Source organism: Serratia sp. BIGb0234 (genome assembly GCF_024809915.1).
In the GTDB taxonomy this organism is placed as follows: domain Bacteria; phylum Pseudomonadota; class Gammaproteobacteria; order Enterobacterales; family Enterobacteriaceae; genus Serratia; species Serratia liquefaciens.
The window spans coordinates 154155-172292 of sequence record NZ_JANUEI010000004.1 but is presented as its reverse complement, the minus strand read 5'-3'; the positions used below and the strand labels follow the sequence as shown (position 1 = coordinate 172292).

General features: G+C 53.9%; 14 protein-coding genes. 6 read left to right on the top strand and 8 right to left on the bottom strand.

Features of this window, described 5'->3' with window-relative positions; translation table 11 throughout:
- Nucleotides 1-79: 79 nt before the first annotated feature.
- From iolD to M2407_RS17015, 3 genes are read left to right on the top strand one after another with little or no spacing between them, the layout of a single operon-like run.
- Complete coding sequence (iolD, locus tag M2407_RS17025) at nt 80-1924, top strand: 3D-(3,5/4)-trihydroxycyclohexane-1,2-dione acylhydrolase (decyclizing) (protein WP_217331286.1); 1845 nt, start codon at nt 80-82, stop codon at nt 1922-1924.
- Between the two features lie 14 nt (nt 1925-1938).
- Nucleotides 1939-2853, top strand: a complete 915-nt coding sequence (gene iolE, locus M2407_RS17020; protein WP_128865241.1) for a myo-inosose-2 dehydratase — start codon at nt 1939-1941, stop codon at nt 2851-2853.
- Complete coding sequence (locus M2407_RS17015) at nt 2853-3662, top strand: SDR family oxidoreductase (RefSeq protein WP_128865260.1); 810 nt, start codon at nt 2853-2855, stop codon at nt 3660-3662. Before iolE ends, M2407_RS17015 begins: the two co-directional genes overlap by 1 nt.
- A 42-nt stretch (nt 3663-3704) precedes the next feature.
- On the opposite strand, the gene M2407_RS17010 is transcribed toward M2407_RS17015, so the two are convergent.
- From M2407_RS17010 to M2407_RS16995, 4 genes are all read right to left on the bottom strand, one after another.
- Nucleotides 3705-4883 carry a 4-hydroxybenzoate 3-monooxygenase gene (locus tag M2407_RS17010; protein ID WP_259218679.1) on the bottom strand — a complete coding sequence of 393 codons (1179 nt, stop codon included), beginning with the start codon at nt 4881-4883 and terminating at the stop codon, nt 3705-3707.
- A 10-nt stretch (nt 4884-4893) separates the two neighbouring features.
- Nucleotides 4894-6249 (bottom strand): MFS transporter, encoded by a 1356-nt coding sequence (locus M2407_RS17005; protein WP_130015780.1) that lies wholly within the window; start codon nt 6247-6249, stop codon nt 4894-4896.
- Between the two features lie 373 nt (nt 6250-6622).
- A complete protein-coding gene (locus M2407_RS17000) occupies nt 6623-7501 on the bottom strand; it encodes an ATP-grasp fold amidoligase family protein (RefSeq protein WP_130015781.1) in 879 nt (292 codons plus the stop codon).
- Between the two features lie 45 nt (nt 7502-7546).
- The gene (locus M2407_RS16995) at nt 7547-8857 is read right to left on the bottom strand and encodes a lysine N(6)-hydroxylase/L-ornithine N(5)-oxygenase family protein (protein ID WP_259218677.1); all 1311 of its coding nucleotides are present in this window, start codon (nt 8855-8857) and stop codon (nt 7547-7549) included.
- 1301 nt (nt 8858-10158) lie between these two features.
- On the opposite strand from M2407_RS16995, the gene M2407_RS16990 reads away from it, so the two are divergent.
- Nucleotides 10159-10788, top strand: a complete 630-nt coding sequence (locus M2407_RS16990) for a TetR/AcrR family transcriptional regulator (protein ID WP_259218821.1) — start codon at nt 10159-10161, stop codon at nt 10786-10788.
- A gap of 23 nt (nt 10789-10811) precedes the next feature.
- Nucleotides 10812-11645, top strand: coding sequence for an IclR family transcriptional regulator C-terminal domain-containing protein (locus tag M2407_RS16985; protein WP_130015783.1), 834 nt, complete (start codon nt 10812-10814; stop codon nt 11643-11645).
- On the opposite strand, the gene M2407_RS16980 is transcribed toward M2407_RS16985, so the two are convergent.
- The 4 genes from M2407_RS16980 to M2407_RS16965 all read right to left on the bottom strand — a co-directional run bounded on the left by M2407_RS16980 (nt 11642) and on the right by M2407_RS16965 (nt 15583).
- Complete coding sequence (locus tag M2407_RS16980) at nt 11642-12979, bottom strand: D-serine ammonia-lyase (protein ID WP_128865236.1); 1338 nt, start codon at nt 12977-12979, stop codon at nt 11642-11644. The genes M2407_RS16985 and M2407_RS16980 overlap by 4 nt on opposite strands.
- Before the next feature lie 210 nt (nt 12980-13189).
- Nucleotides 13190-13660 (bottom strand): VOC family protein, encoded by a 471-nt coding sequence (locus tag M2407_RS16975; protein ID WP_259218676.1) that lies wholly within the window; start codon nt 13658-13660, stop codon nt 13190-13192.
- 14 nt (nt 13661-13674) lie between these two features.
- Nucleotides 13675-14028 (bottom strand): DUF1428 domain-containing protein, encoded by a 354-nt coding sequence (locus M2407_RS16970; RefSeq protein ID WP_116690429.1) that lies wholly within the window; start codon nt 14026-14028, stop codon nt 13675-13677.
- 112 nt (nt 14029-14140) lie between these two features.
- Nucleotides 14141-15583, bottom strand: coding sequence for a GGDEF domain-containing protein (locus M2407_RS16965; RefSeq protein ID WP_048758821.1), 1443 nt, complete (start codon nt 15581-15583; stop codon nt 14141-14143).
- A 495-nt stretch (nt 15584-16078) separates the two neighbouring features.
- Here M2407_RS16965 and M2407_RS16960 point away from each other — a divergent pair, with 495 nt between their 5' ends.
- Complete coding sequence (locus tag M2407_RS16960) at nt 16079-18115, top strand: TonB-dependent siderophore receptor (protein ID WP_240504926.1); 2037 nt, start codon at nt 16079-16081, stop codon at nt 18113-18115.
- Nucleotides 18116-18138: the final 23 nt, after the last annotated feature.

Sequence of the window (18138 nt, the reverse complement as noted above, 5' to 3'; positions counted from 1 at the left end):
AATTAAAATAAACAGCAATTTAAAATGCAAAAAAAATAATCATGCTGCTTTCAGGCGTCCAATCCGAATGGGGGAAGATATGGCCAAGATTCGTTGTACAGCGGCTCAGGCAGTCGTTCGTTATCTGAGCAACCAGTTTACGGAAATCGAGGGCGAACGCGTCCCGCTTTTTCCCGGCGTGTATGGGATTTTTGGCCATGGCAACGTCACCTGTCTGGGTGAAGCGCTGGAAGCGGTACAGGATATATTGCCAACCTGGCGCGGCCAAAATGAACAATCGATGGGTTTTGCGGCTATTGGTTTTGCCAAGGCGATGGTTCGCAGGCAGATCATGGTGGTTACCGCGTCGATCGGTCCGGGTACCGCCAACCTGCTAACCGCTGCCGGCGTCGCGCACACCAGCCGTTTGCCCATGCTGATGATTTGCGGCGACAGCTTTGCGCGGCGGCATCCGGATCCGGTAATGCAACAGATCGAGCATTTCAACGATCCGACACAAACCATCAACGATGCTTTCAAAACGGTAAGCCGCTATTGGGACCGCATCACCTATCCTGAACAAATCGTGTCCTCGCTGCCGCAGGCCGTGGCCACCATGCTGGATCCGGGCGACTGCGGCCCGGCCTTTATCGGCATGTGTCAGGACGTGCAGGAAATGGCCTGGGATTACCCGGAAGCCTTTTTCGCCCCGCAGTTGCATCTGATGCCTCGTCCACGGCCCGATCGCCTTCAGCTTGCTCACGCAGCACAATGCCTGATGAACGCCAAACGCCCATTGATTGTCTCTGGTGGAGGCGTGCGCTACTCTCAGGCCGAAGCTGAACTGGAGGCTTTCGCGGTTCGCCATGGCATACCCGTCGTGGAAACCATTGCCGGTAAAGGCGCTTTTACGCACGACCACCCTATCCATATGGGGCCAATTGGTATCCTTGGTTCCACCTCAGCCAATGAGTTGGCTTCCCGAGCCGATGTCGTGGTCGCCATAGGAACCCGGTTGATGGATTTCGTCACCGGTTCATGGACGGTATTCGATCAACAGGCACAGTTCATTTCACTCAATGCTGCGCGCTTTGATGCGCATAAACACCGCGCTATTCCGCTGGTGTGCGATGCCCGCGAAGGGATCATCGAGCTAAATCATGCACTGGGCGAATGGGTGGCCGCGCCCGCCTGGTTGGCTAAGGGACGAGCGGCTTTTGCTGACTGGAACGCACTGATTGCAAAAACCCAAGAACCTGGGGTCACCACCGATGTCCCCAGCTACGCCCAGGTGATCGGCGTGGTGAATGCAGTGGCGGCGCCGGAAGATTACATCATCAGTGCCGCCGGCGGGCTGCCTGGCGAGTTGGTGAAAGGCTGGCGTGTCAAAGATCCCGGCACCTTCGATTGCGAGTTCGGTTTTTCCTGTATGGGTTATGAGCTCTCTGCAGGCTGGGGAGCCGCCATGGCGGGCAAAAAACAGGATGTCTTCGTCATGATTGGGGACGGCACCTACATGATGATGAACTCAGATATCTATTCGAGCGTACTGTCCGGTCATAAATTTATTTTACTGGTGTGCGACAACGGCGGTTATGCGGTGATCAACCGTTTGCAGAACGCCAAAGGCGGTGCTTCCTTCAATAACCTGTTGAAGGATTGCCGCGTGAAAGAGCCTTTCCCGGTGGATTTCGTCGCCAATGCCGAGTCGATGGGGGCTTATGCCCGCAAGGTGACCTCGCTCGAACAGCTTGAAGACGCCCTTAAATGGGCCAAAGGCAACGATCGTACCACGGTAATTTCCATTGCCACCGACGCCCACCACTGGACGCCCGGAGATGCATGGTGGGATGTCGGCGTGCCGGAAGTGAGCGAGCGCGAGAGCGTTAACCAGGCGCATCGCGAACATCTCGAAGGACGCAAAAATCAGCGTATCGGCATTTAAAGAAGGGGCAGAACATGGTTCTTAAAGCAAAGCTTGGCATCGCGCCTATCGCTTGGTCGAATGACGATCTCCCTCAGCTAGGAGGTGAAACCTCGTTGGCAACCTGCCTGTTTGAAAGCCACCTTGCGGGGTTTCAGGGCGTTGAAACGGGCGGCAAATTCCCAAAAACCAGTGAGGAGCTCAAACCTACCCTGAAATACTTCCAGCTTGAACTGGTCTCGGGATGGTATTCGGGCACGCTGCTTGATAACAGCCTGAACGAAGAAATCAGCCGCTCGCTGCCACAAATGCAACTTTTCCGCGACTGCGGTGCCGCCTGCCTGGTTTACGGAGAAACTGCCGGTACCATCCAGAACCGGCAGAACGTCCCCCTGGCTGAACGACGTCGGTTGTCCGACGCAGAAATCAGCGAGTACGGCGACAAACTGTCTCGATTCGCCGCCTTCTGCAAGGATTTCGGCGTGCCGCTCGCCTTCCATCATCATATGGGCACGGCAATTGAAGATGAACAGGATATTGACCGCTTAATGGCGGCAACCAGTAAAGACGTTGGCCTGTTATTTGATACCGGACATTTGGTGTTCGCCGGCGTGGACCCTGTCAGAGTGCTGGAAAAACATGGCGATCGCATCATCCATGTGCATACCAAAGATGTCCGTTCGGATGTGCTAAACGGTATCGACCGCCATAAAGACTCTTTTCTGGATGCCGTATTGAAGGGGGTTTATACCGTACCGGGTGATGGATCCATCGACTTCACCGCCGTCATTAATAAGCTTGCCGCTATAGGTTATCAGGGATGGTTTGTGGTTGAAGCCGAACAGGATCCGGCCAAAGCGCCGCCCCTTGAGTATGCCCGTCTCGGCTATAACACCCTGTGCAAAGCGCTCAGCGCGGCAGGCTATCGCTATACAGAAGGAGATATATGATGGATCAGTTAGTCGGAAAAGTGGCTGTCATCACCGGTGGCACGCAGGGGCTGGGGGCCGCAATCGCGCGCCATTTTAGCCAGCAAGGGGCTGCTGGAGTGATTATTTGCGGAAGAAACCAGGCAAAAGGCGCAGAAATCGCTGAGAGGTTAAATGCAGAAACTGACACCCCAGTGATTTTTGTACGCGCCGATTTATCTTCCGTGGAAGACTGTCGCCAGGTTATCGCTAAAACAGATGAATTATTTGGCCGCGTCGATGTTCTGGTCAACGCCGGGGGCATGACCGATCGCGGCACCATCATCGATACGGCACCCGAGCTGTTCGACAAGATGTTTGCCACCAATGTTCGCGGGCCGTTTTATCTGATGCAAGAGTCGATAAAAATTATGCGTCGTGAAAATACGGCGGGCAGCATTGTTAACATCTGTTCCATGTCAGCGTTGGCCGGGCAGCCTTTTATCTCCGCCTACTGTTCGTCGAAAGGTGCATTGGCTACGTTGACACGCAACACCGCCTACGCCCTGTTACGCAACCGGATCCGCGTCAATGGTCTGAACATCGGGTGGATGGCATCCGAAGGGGAAGACCGCATAATGAAGCAATATCATGGTGCCGAGGATAACTGGCTGGAAAAAGCCGCCGCCGAGCAGCCTTTTGGTCGTTTGATTCAGCCAGAAGAAGTGGCACGTACCGTCGCTTTCCTGGCCAGCGATGAATCCGGCCTGATGACCGGTTCTATCGTTAACTTCGATCAGTCAGTCTGGGGGGGCTACGATCAAACGGCATCCCCCTCCGCCCCGCTCTGATCCCTTCCACCATGGCGGGCTCCGGCCAGCCATGGTGTTCACTCACATCATCTGAAAGGGCGAACCGACGTAGTTTTCCGCCAGCACCGTCATGGCGCTGCGTGACTTCACGGTGTATTGCAGTTCCGAAAGCTGCAGGCGTTGCTGGAATGCGCTGTCGTCCTGGTGGGTGTGCAGCATATTGGTCATCCACCAGGAAAAATGCTCGGCGCGCCAAACCCGTTGCAGGGCATCATCGCTGTAGCTGTCCAGTTGCCGCCAGCTCTTATGCCGGTAAAATGCCTCAAGCGCCTGCGACAACAGGCAGACGTCCGCCATTGCCAGGTTCAACCCCTTTGCCCCGGTCGGCGGCACGATATGCGCCGAGTCCCCGGCCAGCAGCAGGCGCTTGCAGCGCATAGGCTCAGTGACGAAGCTGCGCATGCCAACCACGTTTTTCTGGAAGATACGTCCCTTTTTCAGCGACCAGCCATCGTGATTTTCCAGCCGGCTTTCCAGTTCGTTCCAGATGCGATCGTCTGACCAGTGGTCAACATTCTCCGCCGGATCACACTGGAAATACATGCGCTGCACGCCCGGCGAACGGGTGCTGATCAGCGCAAATCCGCGTGAATGGCTGGCGTAGATCAGTTCGTCGCTGGACGGCGGCGCGTCCACCAAAATGCCGAACCAGCCGAAGGGATAAACCCGGGTGTAGTCCTGACGCAGCCCACCGGGCATCGCGGCCCGGCTGATGCCATGGAACCCGTCGCAACCAATGACAAAATCGCAGTCAAGCCGTCGTTGTTCGCCGTTGTGGCGGTAATGTACCTGCGGCCTTTCGCCGTCCAGCCCCTTCAGCGCCACCTCCTCCACCTCAAAATGGAGTTGCCCCTGCGCGGCCTGCCGTGCGGCAATCATATCTTTCAGCACCTCGTGCTGAGCATAAACGGTGATCGCCCGATCGGTCAGTTCCGTCAAGTCGATCCGGTATTGTTGGCCACCAAATGCCAGCCGGATGCCATGATGTTGCGCCCCTTCTCTACGCATGCGTTCACCCAGCCCGGTTTGATTGAGCAAATCCACCGTTCCCTGTTCGAGTACCCCGGCGCGAATGGTCGATTCCACCGCCTGTTGGCTGCGTGACTCCAGCACTACCGACTCGATGCCTTGCAGATGCAGCAGGTGCGACAACATCAATCCGGCTGGACCGGCACCAATAATCGCTATTTGTGTCCGCATGATTATCTCCTTATAAGGCTTTGTTGAGCGAACCGGGCAATGCCGCCGCTTTGCTGGAAAAGTGTTTGGCTACCAGCGCCAGTGCCGCCACCAGTGCAGGGATCGCCAACAGGGTAAAAATGGTGCTGAACGACAGCTGCATTTGCATCAGTACCCCGCCGCTCATGGCCCCCAGAATGCCGCCGAAGCGTCCCAGCCCCAGCATCCAGGCGACACCGGTCGCCCGTCCCTGGGTGGGATAGAAACCGGCGGCCAGTGCAGGCATCGAAGACTGAGCGCCATTCATGCAGGTTCCTGCGATAAAGACTGTCACGGCCATCAGCAACGGATCGGTGTAGACATAGCCAATCGCGCAGACGAACACTCCGGTCAGCAGATAGCCCACCGCCACCACCTTGTGCGGGTTCATGCGATCCATCAGCCAACCGATGATCAGCACGCCAATACCGCCGCCCAAAGGAAACAGCGCGGTAATCAGCGATGCCTGACGGATAGAAGCCCCGGTTTCACGGATCAGCAGCGGCAACCAGCTGGTCAACAGGTAGAAAATCATCAGTCCCATAAAATAAGTCAGGCACAGCATCAGCGTCCCCAACAGATAACGAGGGGAGAAAATCACCCCCAGCGCCGACTTGTTCTTTACCTGCCCGTTTTCACTCAGGCTAAAGTGCAGCGGTTCGGCGAGATTGAGCGGTGCAATACGCTTAAGTACGGCAGCGATACGCTGCGCCGGGTAGCCGCGCACCACCATAAATCGCGCGGACTCCGGCAGCGCGACAATCAACACCACCGCCAGCAGCAGCGGCATTACCCCACCCAGCACCATCACGCTCTGCCAGCCGAAATGCGGGATCAGCCAGGCGGAGACGAAGCCCCCCATCGACGATCCCAGCGGAAAACCGCAGAACATCAGGTTTACCAACAGTGCCCGTTTACGCTCAGGTGCATATTCCGACATTAAAGTGGCTGCGTTCGGCATCGCTGCGCCCAATCCCAGGCCGGTTAAAAAGCGCAACAGCGTCAGCATCGGCAGCGTGGTGGCAAAGGCCGTCAATAAACTGAAGCCGCCGAACAGGATCAGCGACAGTACCAGCACCTTCTTGCGGCCGATACGATCCGCCAGCGGTCCGGCGGTAAGCGCGCCAACCGCCAGGCCGACCAGGGCGGCACTCATTACCGGCCCCAGCGAGGTTTTCTCAATCCCCCAGTCCTGTACCAGTGAGGTAGCGATAAAACCGATGATTGCGGTGTCGAAACCGTCCAACGCCACGGTCAAAAAGCACAGAACCAGGATCAACCACTGGTAACGTGAGAAAGGGTTTTCATTGATAAACGACTGAATTTCTAACGTGTTTGGCTGGGACATAGAGCGTTTCCTGGGTTGGTCTGGCGAAATAAACCCTGCGGATACGACCAGGCGTTCCCCTGGCAAAGCCGCTAATTGTGCGATTATCGAAACTTGGTTCGTTAATCGCCTAATTATCAAAGCATCGGCGGCTATAAGTTTCAATATTGTTAAATCAATTAGCGTGCGATAACCGAACGAGAAAAGAGGGACATTCACATAACCAGATTAGTTTCAGAAAGATACGTCGCATTCACGTAAGGCGATGGAGCATGGATTCTGTGAGCCGATTAACATTGAAGAAACAAGACTGGCTGCGCACCAATAAAAACACCCTGCGGGGCCACAGGGTGTCGGGGGGACTTCTCTTGCGGGCTATTGAACACACACGCGGTTATTTCAGTTTAAGCATCTCCCCAAGCAGAATATCCGTGGGTTCGAGGATATCCGTATCAATCCCGGCTGAGGGTGTGAAGGTCAACTCGCCAAAGATGACTTTGCCATTGGAGATATAGAAATCGACACGGACAAACTCAAACGGCGCCGAGAGCTTTCTGGCGTAGTCAAAAAGGTCATCGTAACCTTCCGGCTTAACAAAAGCCGCAATCTCTTCTGGGCCAAGGGCCAGGCAGTCTTGGCTGTAGCACAGAAACTTGAAGTCCTTATCGAAAAAGTAATATTTCGGCATGCCCTTGTCCCTGCCGACACAAAGTAACGTGCAGTATGGAACGCCATTGAAGCAGTATATTTTGTAGTCTTCGGGGCCATGACCGCCCGCTGACTCTATATACTTCTCACCGATTATCTTTTTATTGATTTTCTTGTAGTTTAATTCCGCGTAGACCTTCCAATAGTCCTCCCGCATCCAGTTATCTATGATTTTAGAGGCGCGCCCGATGTCCAGCTTGCTTTTATCCTGGCAAATCAGGTTGTAACCGGAGCCATGGTTGCCTTTGATGACAAACTTGTCGGGCAAAGAATCCCAAGGGATCTCATCGACCGAGTCGCAGGCGAAGTACAGCTCATTGAGAATCTCTTCGCATCCCTGCGCCTTCAAATACTCGCGCACGGCGTATTTGTCCGCACACTGCGTGACCAGCGCATTTTTGCTGTAACCGTTCAGTTTGAGGTAGTTGATTTTTTCGTTCCACGTCACCGGCGGATTAAGGTTTAATTTTTTTCCAAATGCCTTTTTATAGATAAATTTTGTCTTGAACGTCGGCGTAAATGTCGCCAGTTGATTCATGATAAATTTATTAATGTTTTTTCTCATACGCCCTGTCTCATCATTATGACGAAAATATTAAAACGGTGACGGTTAGACACCAAAGGAAGCTGAAGCGGTGGCTTTTTCTTGCTCACTGCGCCACTGGATCACCGCCGGGGTGGTGCTTAAATCAAACTGGTTGCGGCCTAAGGCGCGATTGAGAATGCAGGCCGAACGCCAAGCCATCAGGCTCAGTTGGGGATCGGCAATGCCGTGGTGGTGCATGCTGGCGTTGACGGCAAACAAACAGTTCCCCTCGGCTCCTGGTCGTGCCAGGGTAAAATCAGAGGCAATGCGGTATTGTCCATCAGCGGTGGTTGATAAAACGCCGGCCAGGGAGTCAAGAAAAGCCGGGCGTGCCTGTTGATAGCCGGTCGCAAAAATCACCACGTCGGCGTCAAAGGTTTCCCGACCGTGATCAAGGTGATGCTGCGTCTCCAACCGATAGGCATTGTCTTTGGTGCTGAGGGCGGTCACTGAACGGCTGGGCAACAGTTGGACCCAGCGCTTCTCACGGAGCACATCGAAGCGATGATACATGGCGCGATAAATCGCCAACAGAGACTCGCTGGTGATGCCATCAGAGGTCATTTTTTGCTCGTGCAGCATGTGCCGTTTGGCCTCATTGCCCAGCGTGCAGAACTTCTCGACATACTCAGGCGTAAAATACTCGTTAGCAAATGCCGCTTCATCCAGAGCGTTGTAATTGTTGCGCCGGGACAGCCAACTCAGGTGTTCTGGCTGACCCCATTCCCCTTTAAAAATGTTCAGGAACAGATCGGCACCGCTTTGCCCCCCGCCCACGATGGCCACGCGTTTTCCGGTAAGATTCGGCTGGCGCAGCATCATTTCGCTGGCGTGGAAGCATTGATCATTTTGCTGCGTCACGCAGTCAGGCAGTTTGATCTGCTTGCCAATCCCCACGCACAGGTGTTTGGCGTAGAGCACATCATTCTGGGTGGTGACGACAAAGTGTCGTTGCTGGTCATCAAACGCCACATGCTGGACTTCCTGGTTGAACGCCAGTGAGTCCAAACCCGTTGCCGCCCAGTTCAGGTAGTCGGCGAACTCTTCGCGCGACGCAGTGCGTTGCTCGGTGGTCAGGAAACGGTAGAACTTTTTCCGCTTCACCAGATAATTGAGAAAACTATAAGGGTTGGTAGGGGCAACGGCAGTGACCAGATCCTTTAAAAAATTCGTCTGCATGCTGCTCTCTGCCAGGATCATGCCTGGATGCCAAGAAAAGTGCGGTTTGCGCTCGAGGAATTTGCAACTGAATCCCTCGATTTCGCTAGCAAGCGCAGCAATACTGAGGTTGGACGGACCGATGCCAATACCGATAAAGTCCAAACGCTGGTTCATTGAGTGTGCTCCTGAATAAGTAAAAATATTTACCAGATATATAATATTGGCCCGGTAAAATACCGTAACGAAACTTAACCCCGACATGGGAATGATAGAACCTCTCTTGAACGAGTGTTCCTATCGAAAGTACCCTGCATTATCGCCGTCGAGAATCAGCGCATTAGCCATGACAATAAAAACAACCTAATCACCACGGAAATTTATTTTTCTGGGGTTTTGAGCGCAATATTTCAGCCGGGCATTCTTCCGTGAAAGTAAAAAAACGTTTTACAGCATTATATAAAGAGAGTGTTTTGGGAGAGGCTTTTAAGATAATAAAACCCAATGAATTAACAGAGTAATTCATAACATATCCCTATGTTAATCTGCATACCACGCATGGCATTTTCCTTGATCAGACATTGCCAAATGAGAGTAGCGCCAAAGTTGCACTCTGGCATGTGAAAAAAAATAATATTGAAGTCAAAACCCGCGTTGTTAATGTAAAATTAAAAGTGAAATCGTAAAAAATGCTAAAATTTCACCTTGGTTTAGCTACCGTTGCAGGTGGGCTTTATCAAGTGAAACCCGTGTCAAAGCGGCTCTGGGCCTGATGTTCCCGTTTACCGAGCATACCAAATGGAGCAAGTCAGCCTGAGCCAGGACATTACGCTGGCTTTTGCAACCCTCCGGCTTTTTTTGTCTGTCTGGCTTCAATATTTCACCTGCTATTGTGCCATTAACCGCGGATACCCAATTCGACTTGCCGATAATATCCTTGCTTTGGCATCAATGAAGACACGTCCGACATTGAAGTTTCTTGCCCTCTCCCTCACTTTGTTCAGATCGCTTCCTTCTTAATCATCTTCATAACAATGAATATCAAAACCGTAGGAGGCTAGAAAAGACAGTGAAAACGAGCATCAGTACAAATCACCGTCAGCGGCGGGTGGCTTACTTTTTCTCCTCTGAATTAAGATTTTTATGCAAAAATGTCATATCTAAAGAATTAATCAGCTCGCCCACGCGGCGGAAATTAAAAATTAACACCAAGCTTTTGCATTTCCTTTTCGGTACGTTATCTAACCTCCCCTATTCCATGTTCTGTTGCCTAAACTTTAAAAATCCATAGGGGATATATCATCACATACAGATATAATCCCGATGCGCCATTATTATTACTGCGTAATCTGACGGTGGTTCAACATGATGAGCTTCGCAAAGCGCTAACGCGCCAGATTGTATTGCCGGCGAACCCCGGTTAATCTTAACCGGTGCCCTCCAAAAGATAAGTGACTGATGTTTTGAAGAATGACGAGATGCCCGCCACCAAGCGCAAAAATGACCCCGTTGGCCTGAAACAGCGCATTTTCGCTGCGGCGCTGAGCGAGTTTGCTGAAGCCGGCCTTAAAGGCGGTCGCATGGAGAACATCGCCGAGCATGCGGCCACCACCAAACGTATGGTGGTATATCATTTCAAGAATAAGGAGTCGCTCTACATAGAGGTGTTGGAGCATGTCTATCAGCATATCCGCACGCATGAATCGGGCCTGGATCTGCACGCATTGCCCCCGGTTGAAGCCATGGCCCGTCTGGCAGAGGAAAGCTTCAATTACCATGCTGAGCATCCTGACTTCATCCGCGTTATCTGTATGGAGAACATGATGCGCGGCCAGTACATTCGCCAGTCGCTCCGCATCAAGGCGCTGAATCAAAGCGCACTGACCTTGCTTGAGGATATTTTGCAGCGAGGTAAACAAGCGCAACTGTTTATTGCGGACGTCAGCGCTACAGATGTGCACCGTTTGATCAGCAGCCTGTGTTTCCACTATGTGGCCAACCGGTATACCTTCAATACGCTGTTCGAAAGCCATGAAGCTGCTGAAGATCAGGTGATCCGTAATCGTCGATTGACCGTCATGGCAACGCTGCGCTATGTAACACTGTAAGTGCCAACCAGGGAGCCTGTGTGATGACAAAAACCGCTGGCGGAGAAGAAATTTCCGCACCTGATGCTTTACTGTCCCCTGCCAGTGGCGATCCTTTCAAGGGCGATCCCAATTTTATGGCGTCGCTGGCGCGCGGTCTTGAGGTGATCCAGGCTTTTACCCCGCAGCGCCGCCTGATGTCCATTTCCCAAATCAGCCAGAAAACCGGTATTCCGCGCGCGGCGGTGCGCCGCTGCCTGTATACGCTTAACAAATTAGGCTTCGTCTACGCGCAGGACGGCAAGAATTTTGAGCTGCGTCCGCGCATTCTGACGCTGGCCCACGCCTATCTTGGCGCCACACCGCTGGCTAAAGCCACCCAGCCGGTGCTGAAACACATCAGCCAGTTGTTGAATGAGTCCTGCTCCATCGCCACGTTGGACGGCGACAATATTCTGTATATCGCTCGCGCCTCTGCCGAGCGCATTATGACAATTGATCTGAACATAGGCAGTCGCCTACCGGCATTTGCCACCTCAATGGGCCGCGTGCTATTAAGCCATTTGCCACCCGATAAGCTTGATGATTACCTGCAGCGCATCAGCCTGGTGCGCTATACGCAATACACTATCGGTTCGATCGACAAACTGCGCGACGAACTGGATAAGGTTCGCGCGCAGGGTTATGCGATAAACGATCAAGAACTGGAGATTGGTCTGCGTTCGATTGCCGTGCCAATCGCCTCGATGGATGGGCGGGTCACCGCCGCATTAAACGTGGGTGTGCAGGCCGGTCATGTCCCGCTAAGCGAGCTGACCGACCGCATCTTGCCGATCCTGTTGGAAGGCGCGCAGGAGCTTTCGTTACTGAGCCATTAAAGGGATTGCTGAGCCGCAGCCAGGTATTTCGCCATCTCCGCTTCCGGCACCATGCCGCCGCCGGTTGCCCACACCAGGTGAGTAGCATGGTTCATCTGCTCCTCATTCAACCCCTGGCTCGCCAACCACTCCGCATCTGCCGCTACGCGCCATGGCCCTGGCATACCCGCCAGCGCTGAGGGTTCGAGCCGGATATGTTCATGTCGATCCAACAGGCCTAACAGCGCAAACATCTCCACATCGCTCAGGGTATAGAACCCCGCAAGCAGACGTTCCATCGCACGGCCGACAAAACCGGAGGCGCGCCCCACCGCCAATCCATCCGCGGCAGTCTGGTTGTCGATACCCAGATCCTGGACCGAGATACCGTCGTGCAGCCCGGTATGCACACCAAGCAGCATGCAAGGCGAATGTGTCGGCTCGGCAAAGATACAGCGTACGTGGTCGCCGAAGGCCAGTTTCAAGCCAAATGCCACTCCGCCAGGACCGCCGCCGACGCCACAGGGCAGATAAACAAACAAAGGATGCTGAGCATCGACCCGAATGCCGCTCTCGGCAAACTGGCGTTTCAGCCGCCCACCGGCCACGGCATAGCCCAGGAACAGCGTTTGCGAATTTTCGTCATCGATGAAGAAGCAGCGTGGATCGCTCGCCGCCTGCAAACGACCCTGTTCAACGGCGACCCCATAATCTTGTTCATATTCCACCACGTTGACGCCGTTATCGCGCAGCTTTTGCTTTTTCCATTCGCGGGCATCCGCCGACATGTGCACGCTGACGCTAAAGCCGAGGCGAGCGCTGATAATGCCGATTGACATGCCTAGGTTACCAGTCGACCCTACGGCAATGCGATAGCCACCGAAAAACTCGCGGAACTCCGGCGAAAACAGCTTGGCGTAGTCATCCGTCAGCTGAAGCAGCCCGGCTTTCAGAGCCAGCTTTTCCGCATGCGCCAGCACCTCGTAAATACCCCCGCGAGCCTTGATCGAACCGGAGATTGGCAGATGGCTGTCTTTTTTAAGCAGTAACCGCCCGCCCAGCGTCAGGCCATAGCGTTGATTCAATGCCGTTTGCATCGCAGGCAGAGCGACAACCTCAGACTCGATTACCCCTTTAGTGGCTTGAGTTTCGGGGAAGGCTACGCTCAGGTAAGGCGCAAAACGCGCCAGCCGCTGTTCTGCCTCAGCGACGTCTTCAGCGCCCAGCCCGACGTGGGGCAGCCCGACCTGCAAAGTCGTCGCTTGCGGATTGAACCAGGTCACCGGCTTAAGGTCGATCAGCTCCTGCACCAGCGGGAATTGCGTCACTAATTGCTGAATCTGTGTCTTTTCCATTGTTTTTCTCTGCGCTGCAAAAAGGTTAGCCCTAGAGTGCAGCGATTCGCCTGAGCTGACAAATGATAAAAAATCAGCCTTAGATGAGCAGTATTGATGCAATAAGGTGATTTACGTCAATTTATAAACTTTTGGTAGGTTTTGAATGACAGGCAATCATCTAAAACGCCCCGCAGGCGTACCTTCTGCGGGGCATTTGCCAAGGCCATATTACTCACGAGCCGCCGCTTCCAGCCCGGCGATATCCAGCTTGACCATCCGTAGCATCGCTTCGGTGACCCTTTTCACCTTCAGGCTATCGGGGTCAGCCATCAGCTCCGTCAGCCGTTTGGGCACAATCTGCCAGCTCAATCCCCAGCGGTCGCGCAGCCAACCGCACTGTTCAACGCTGCCACCGTCGCTCAGGGCTTCCCACAGCCGATCCACTTCCGCCTGATCCGCACACTCGACCATGATGGAAAAGCTGTGATTGAACGGATCCAGGGGCCCGGCTTCAATCGCCGCATAGCGCTGGTCGCAGAGAATAAAAGTCGCCAGTTTGACGCTGCCAGCCGGGCCGCTGGGGGTATCGGCGGGCAAGCTAGAATGCCAGGTCAGGGAGGAGCCGGGGATCAAATCTATGTAGCACCGCAGCGCCGCATCCATATCTTTTTCAAACCATAAGTGTTGGGTGATTTTCACGATATCCCCCTCCGCTACTGATCCAGGATCGGTTCGAAACCGCCGAAAATCATGCGTTTGCCGTCAAAGGGCATTTGGTCACCCAAGGCTTTCATGCGCGGATCGGCCATCATCTTCTGGTTGGCATCGTCACGCGCCGCCTTGGAGGGGTACTCAATCCAGCTGAACACCACCACTTCATCGGCTTCGGCCTTCACCGCACCACGAAAATCGGTAAGTTTGCCGTCGGGGACATCATTGCCCCAACACTCAACAACGCGTGTGGCACCGAATTCCTTAAACAGAGGAGCTGCCGCAGCAGCCAGTTTTAGATACGCCTCCTTATTGGCGGCCGGCACCGCCACTACAAAGCCATCAACATATTTCATAGGAGATTCCTCTTGTCGATTCGACAGTCGGGGTGGCGCCGGCGGAGTTGCCGGTGCCCTCTACCATTTTAGACCCCATTAGTGGGGTCAACCATTCAGGCTGCTGGTGGCTTCAGAGGTCGGTATAAGCGCGGGAGAGTAATTCTGGCGTGGCGACCCGATTGCGGCCGCTGTTTTTAGCTTTGTAGACTGCCAGATCGGCGATTTTCAGCAGGTTGTCCAGGTTTTGGCCTGACCCACCAATGCAGGTAACCATGCCGATACTGACGGTAATTTGCAACGAGGTTCCGGCGGGCATGGTGATGGATTCGATTTCCACACGACGGCGCAGCCGCTCGGCCAGTGACAGTGCGTCCTGCTGCTGGGCTATCGGCGCAACAATGGCAAACTCTTCCCCACCCATGCGACCAAACAGATCCTGATCGCGTAGATCAGCGGTAATGGCTCGCGTGAAGGACAGCAGCGCCGCGTCACCGCCGGCGTGGCCAAAACGATCGTTGATCGACTTAAAGTAGTCGATATCCAGCATCATGATGCAGACGTGTTCCCCTTTCTGGCTGACCAGCTTGGTACCGCGCTGCATAAACGCGCTGCGGGTTAATACGTGGGTCAATGCATCGTGATTCGCCACATGTTCCAGCCTGCGCAACAATGCATTGCGGGCATAGTTCATGCTGGCAACGGCGATCGGGCCCAACGCCAACAAAGCCACGCCAAGCCGCATCGATACCGTATTCTGCAACAGCTTCATGTCGAGATTGGTCGCAATCAGCCCCATGTCGATGGCGAAATGGCACCACAATACATAGGCCAGCACCGCGATCATGGTGCTGAACAAGGAAAAGGTCATTGCCAGCCACAACAGGATCGGCATCGGGAAAATCACCGCACCGGGGCCGCCGATCAGGACGCTGCAAATGCACGCCACCAGCAGCAGGATTAACACCGCCATTTTTCTACAGATGCTGTACCACTGGCTGCGGCGGAACACCGCCTGGTTAAGGCTATGCAGGTAACCTTTCCAGTCGGTGGGGAAAGTCAGGATAAACGGCATCAGGGTAATGTAATGGGTAAACTCCGAAGACAGCCACAGCGCCATGGCGGGCAGGAATTGGCGGTCGAAAAGCAGCACCGAAGCCCCGGCACCGACTAACCCCGTGGCGGTCGCGCTCGTCAGGCAGATGGCGAACAGAAAAATGCTGGACGAGGTGCGTTCCAGCGTTCTGACCTGCGGCGACAAACGCATAAACAGGAAAAACCCGACCGCGACACCGGTAATGTTGGCGCCATTGAGCAATGCGGCTTTCACGACCGTGCTGCCGGTGATCAGATCCGCCGCCATATACCCCAGAATCGCCATCAGCCAACCCCAGGGGCTGGCCAGCGCCGGATAACGCACCAGCAGCGCCAGCAGCACCGCATTGGCCGGCCAAAACGAGGACAGCAGCCCGGTGGGCCGGCTCACAATGCCAAACAGGCACAGGCCGAACACCAGCAGGAATACGATTAATGCGTGCTGTAATTTTGTGGCACCAGGTAACTCAGTGGTGTGCATCTTGCTTCCAGAAGCTTGCAAAAAATACGAAAAATCCTGTCTGCATGACGGCGTCCAACCCGCTGGCCAGCATGCCTGACGTCGCACGCAAAATGTGCTGTCAGACAGATATTATTGCCAGTTTTCACCGGACTGGCATCAGCTAATTGAAAATTTAAAAATATTATTATGTTTCAAGCTGTCACCTCTGCGGCAGCCTGAAGAGCAAGGGAGCGGATATCGCTATCTTGGCGATTAATCTTCAGATAAAAACACCGCCGACCGAATCCAACACGGAACAATGTGGCCAAATTCCCCCACCAGTGCCCGCTTGATAAACATTCACTACACAAATCCTACACATGCAAATTATAATAATAATGATAATCGTTTTTATTTATTAATTTGATATGGAATGGTATGCATCAGGTAGAAAACCCACGTCCGACTAAAACAAAAAAGCATCCGGCGCTTCGTACACTTCCCCTCCTCGTCACCGTTTTACCGGGGCTGGCCATGACCACCGTCTGGGCCGAAGATGACACGCTTACCGTGACCACGCGCTCACTTCCCACTGAGGGTTACAATGCCGACACGGCCTCAACGGGGAGTAAAACAGCCACTCCGCTCAGTGACGTGCCGCAGTCCGTCAGCGTCGTCACGCCTGAGATCATTAACGACTTTCAGGTTAAAAGCGTCAATGATGCGATGAAATTCGTCAGCGGCGTGACTCAAGGTAATACCCTGGGCGGCACGGAGGACGGCTTTGTCAAACGCGGCTTTGGCGTCAACTCTGACGGCTCGGTATTTGTCGACGGTGTCCGCAGCAATCAGGGGTTGAGCATGGATGCCACCACCGATCGCGTTGAGGTGTTGAAAGGCTCTGCCTCTTTGCTGTACGGAATTCTCAATCCCGGCGGCATCATTAATCTGATCAGCAAAAAACCGCAATACGACTGGAATACACGCATCAGCGGTGCCACCAGCAGCTTTGGTGGCGGCAGTGGTACCCTCGACGTCACCGGCCCTTTGGGAAACGGTTTTGCTTTCCGTTTTATCGCCGAGCGTCAGCATCAGGATTACTGGCGCAATTTTGGCACCAATGAACATACGCTGTTAGCCCCCTCACTCAGCTGGTATGGTGATAAAGCGTCCTTCAACATAGCCTACAGTGAGTATAAGTACGATATTCCTTACGATCGCGGCACTGCCTTTATCAATGGCACGCCGGTCGATGTCCCCTATAACCGCAGGCTGGACGACTATGCCAACCACGCCTGGGGCAAAAACAAACGCCTCAATACTCATTATGAGTACGCGCTGGACAGTACCTGGACCACCCGTTTTAACTATGCCTGGATGCAGCGACGCTATGACAGCAACGAAGTGCGCGCCACCGCCATCAACACTACAACCGGTGTGGTTTCACGCCGGGCGGATGCCAACCGCGGCTTCAACCATCAAACCTCTTACTATTCCTGGGACGTAAACGGGTCGCCGGTGGTATTGAGCATGCAGCATGACCTGCTGGTTGGCGTTGACTATGAAAAAAATGAAACGTACAAGGCCTACTCTTACCGCGGCAAGGTGTCGAATACCTTTAATATGTACGATCCGGTCTACGGCGAAACGCCGATAACCAACAGCAGCACTTACAATGATGCGTTAAGTAATCTGCGCAGCCGCTTATATAGCCGCTCGGTCTACGCCAAAGACAGCATTCATTTAACTGACCAGTGGATTGCCGTCCTGGGCGCACGCTACCAGTCGTACTACCAGAACAACAGCAACGGATTCCAAAACCCGCAAAACACACTGAATGACAAAGGCAACAAATTCCTGCCGCAGGCTGGCGTGGTATATAAGTTGACGCCGGGCGTTTCTCTGTACGCCAACTACAGTCAGTCCTTTACCCCCTCGACGGCGGTGGATGACAACGGTAACGTCGCGACGCCTGAAACCGGCACGACCTATGAAATGGGCGGCAAATGGCAAATCACTCCGGCGGTGGATGCCACGCTGGCGCTGTACCGTATAGATGAAGAAAACATGTCGATCTTCATCAACGGCGTGACCCGCAGCATTCCTAAGGCTCGCTCCACCGGCATTGAGCTGGAACTCAACGGTGAAGTGGCCCACGATTGGGATCTTACGGCCAATTACAGTTACGACAAAACCCAGATTGTCGAAGACAACCTCAATCCGGATAACGTCGGTAACCGGTTGGTCAACGCCCCAACCAATATGGGTAGCCTGTACCTCAGCCATCGCATCACTGTGCCGTTAGTGCCTGGTGATGTGCGCCTTGGTGGCGGCGGACGCTATGTCGGACGCCGCGCCGGCGATCCGGAAAACAGTTTTACCATGCCAGCATATACCGTGGCGGATGCGTTTATTGCCTGGGACAGCAAACTGGTGGGTAAACACACCCAGATTAAGCTGAACGTCAAAAACCTGTTCAACCGTGAATATTATGAGTCCAGTGCAGGGAACCTGCGTGTGATCGAGGGCGAACCCCGTAGCCTGAGTTTGCAGGCTACGGTAGATTTCTGATCCTGTCTCCTCGGATGCAGCCA

What these genes read in the sequence shown, in the direction of transcription:
- M2407_RS16970 (WP_116690429.1), bottom strand. Translation starts at nt 14,028, where the DNA reads ATGAAATATGTTGATGGCTTTGTAGTGGCGGTGCCGGCCGCCAATAAG.
- M2407_RS16995 (WP_259218677.1), bottom strand. Translation starts at nt 8,857, where the DNA reads ATGAACCAGCGTTTGGACTTTATCGGTATTGGCATCGGTCCGTCCAAC.
- M2407_RS17005 (WP_130015780.1), bottom strand. Translation starts at nt 6,249, where the DNA reads ATGTCCCAGCCAAACACGTTAGAAATTCAGTCGTTTATCAATGAAAAC.
- M2407_RS16985 (WP_130015783.1), top strand. Translation starts at nt 10,812, where the DNA reads ATGACAAAAACCGCTGGCGGAGAAGAAATTTCCGCACCTGATGCTTTA.
- M2407_RS16980 (WP_128865236.1), bottom strand. Translation starts at nt 12,979, where the DNA reads ATGGAAAAGACACAGATTCAGCAATTAGTGACGCAATTCCCGCTGGTG.
- M2407_RS17010 (WP_259218679.1), bottom strand. Translation starts at nt 4,883, where the DNA reads ATGCGGACACAAATAGCGATTATTGGTGCCGGTCCAGCCGGATTGATG.
- M2407_RS16965 (WP_048758821.1), bottom strand. Translation starts at nt 15,583, where the DNA reads ATGCACACCACTGAGTTACCTGGTGCCACAAAATTACAGCACGCATTA.
- M2407_RS16960 (WP_240504926.1), top strand. Translation starts at nt 16,079, where the DNA reads ATGACCACCGTCTGGGCCGAAGATGACACGCTTACCGTGACCACGCGC.
- M2407_RS17015 (WP_128865260.1), top strand. Translation starts at nt 2,853, where the DNA reads ATGGATCAGTTAGTCGGAAAAGTGGCTGTCATCACCGGTGGCACGCAG.
- iolE (WP_128865241.1), top strand. Translation starts at nt 1,939, where the DNA reads ATGGTTCTTAAAGCAAAGCTTGGCATCGCGCCTATCGCTTGGTCGAAT.
- M2407_RS16990 (WP_259218821.1), top strand. Translation starts at nt 10,159, where the DNA reads ATGCCCGCCACCAAGCGCAAAAATGACCCCGTTGGCCTGAAACAGCGC.
- iolD (WP_217331286.1), top strand. Translation starts at nt 80, where the DNA reads ATGGCCAAGATTCGTTGTACAGCGGCTCAGGCAGTCGTTCGTTATCTG.
- M2407_RS17000 (WP_130015781.1), bottom strand. Translation starts at nt 7,501, where the DNA reads ATGAGAAAAAACATTAATAAATTTATCATGAATCAACTGGCGACATTT.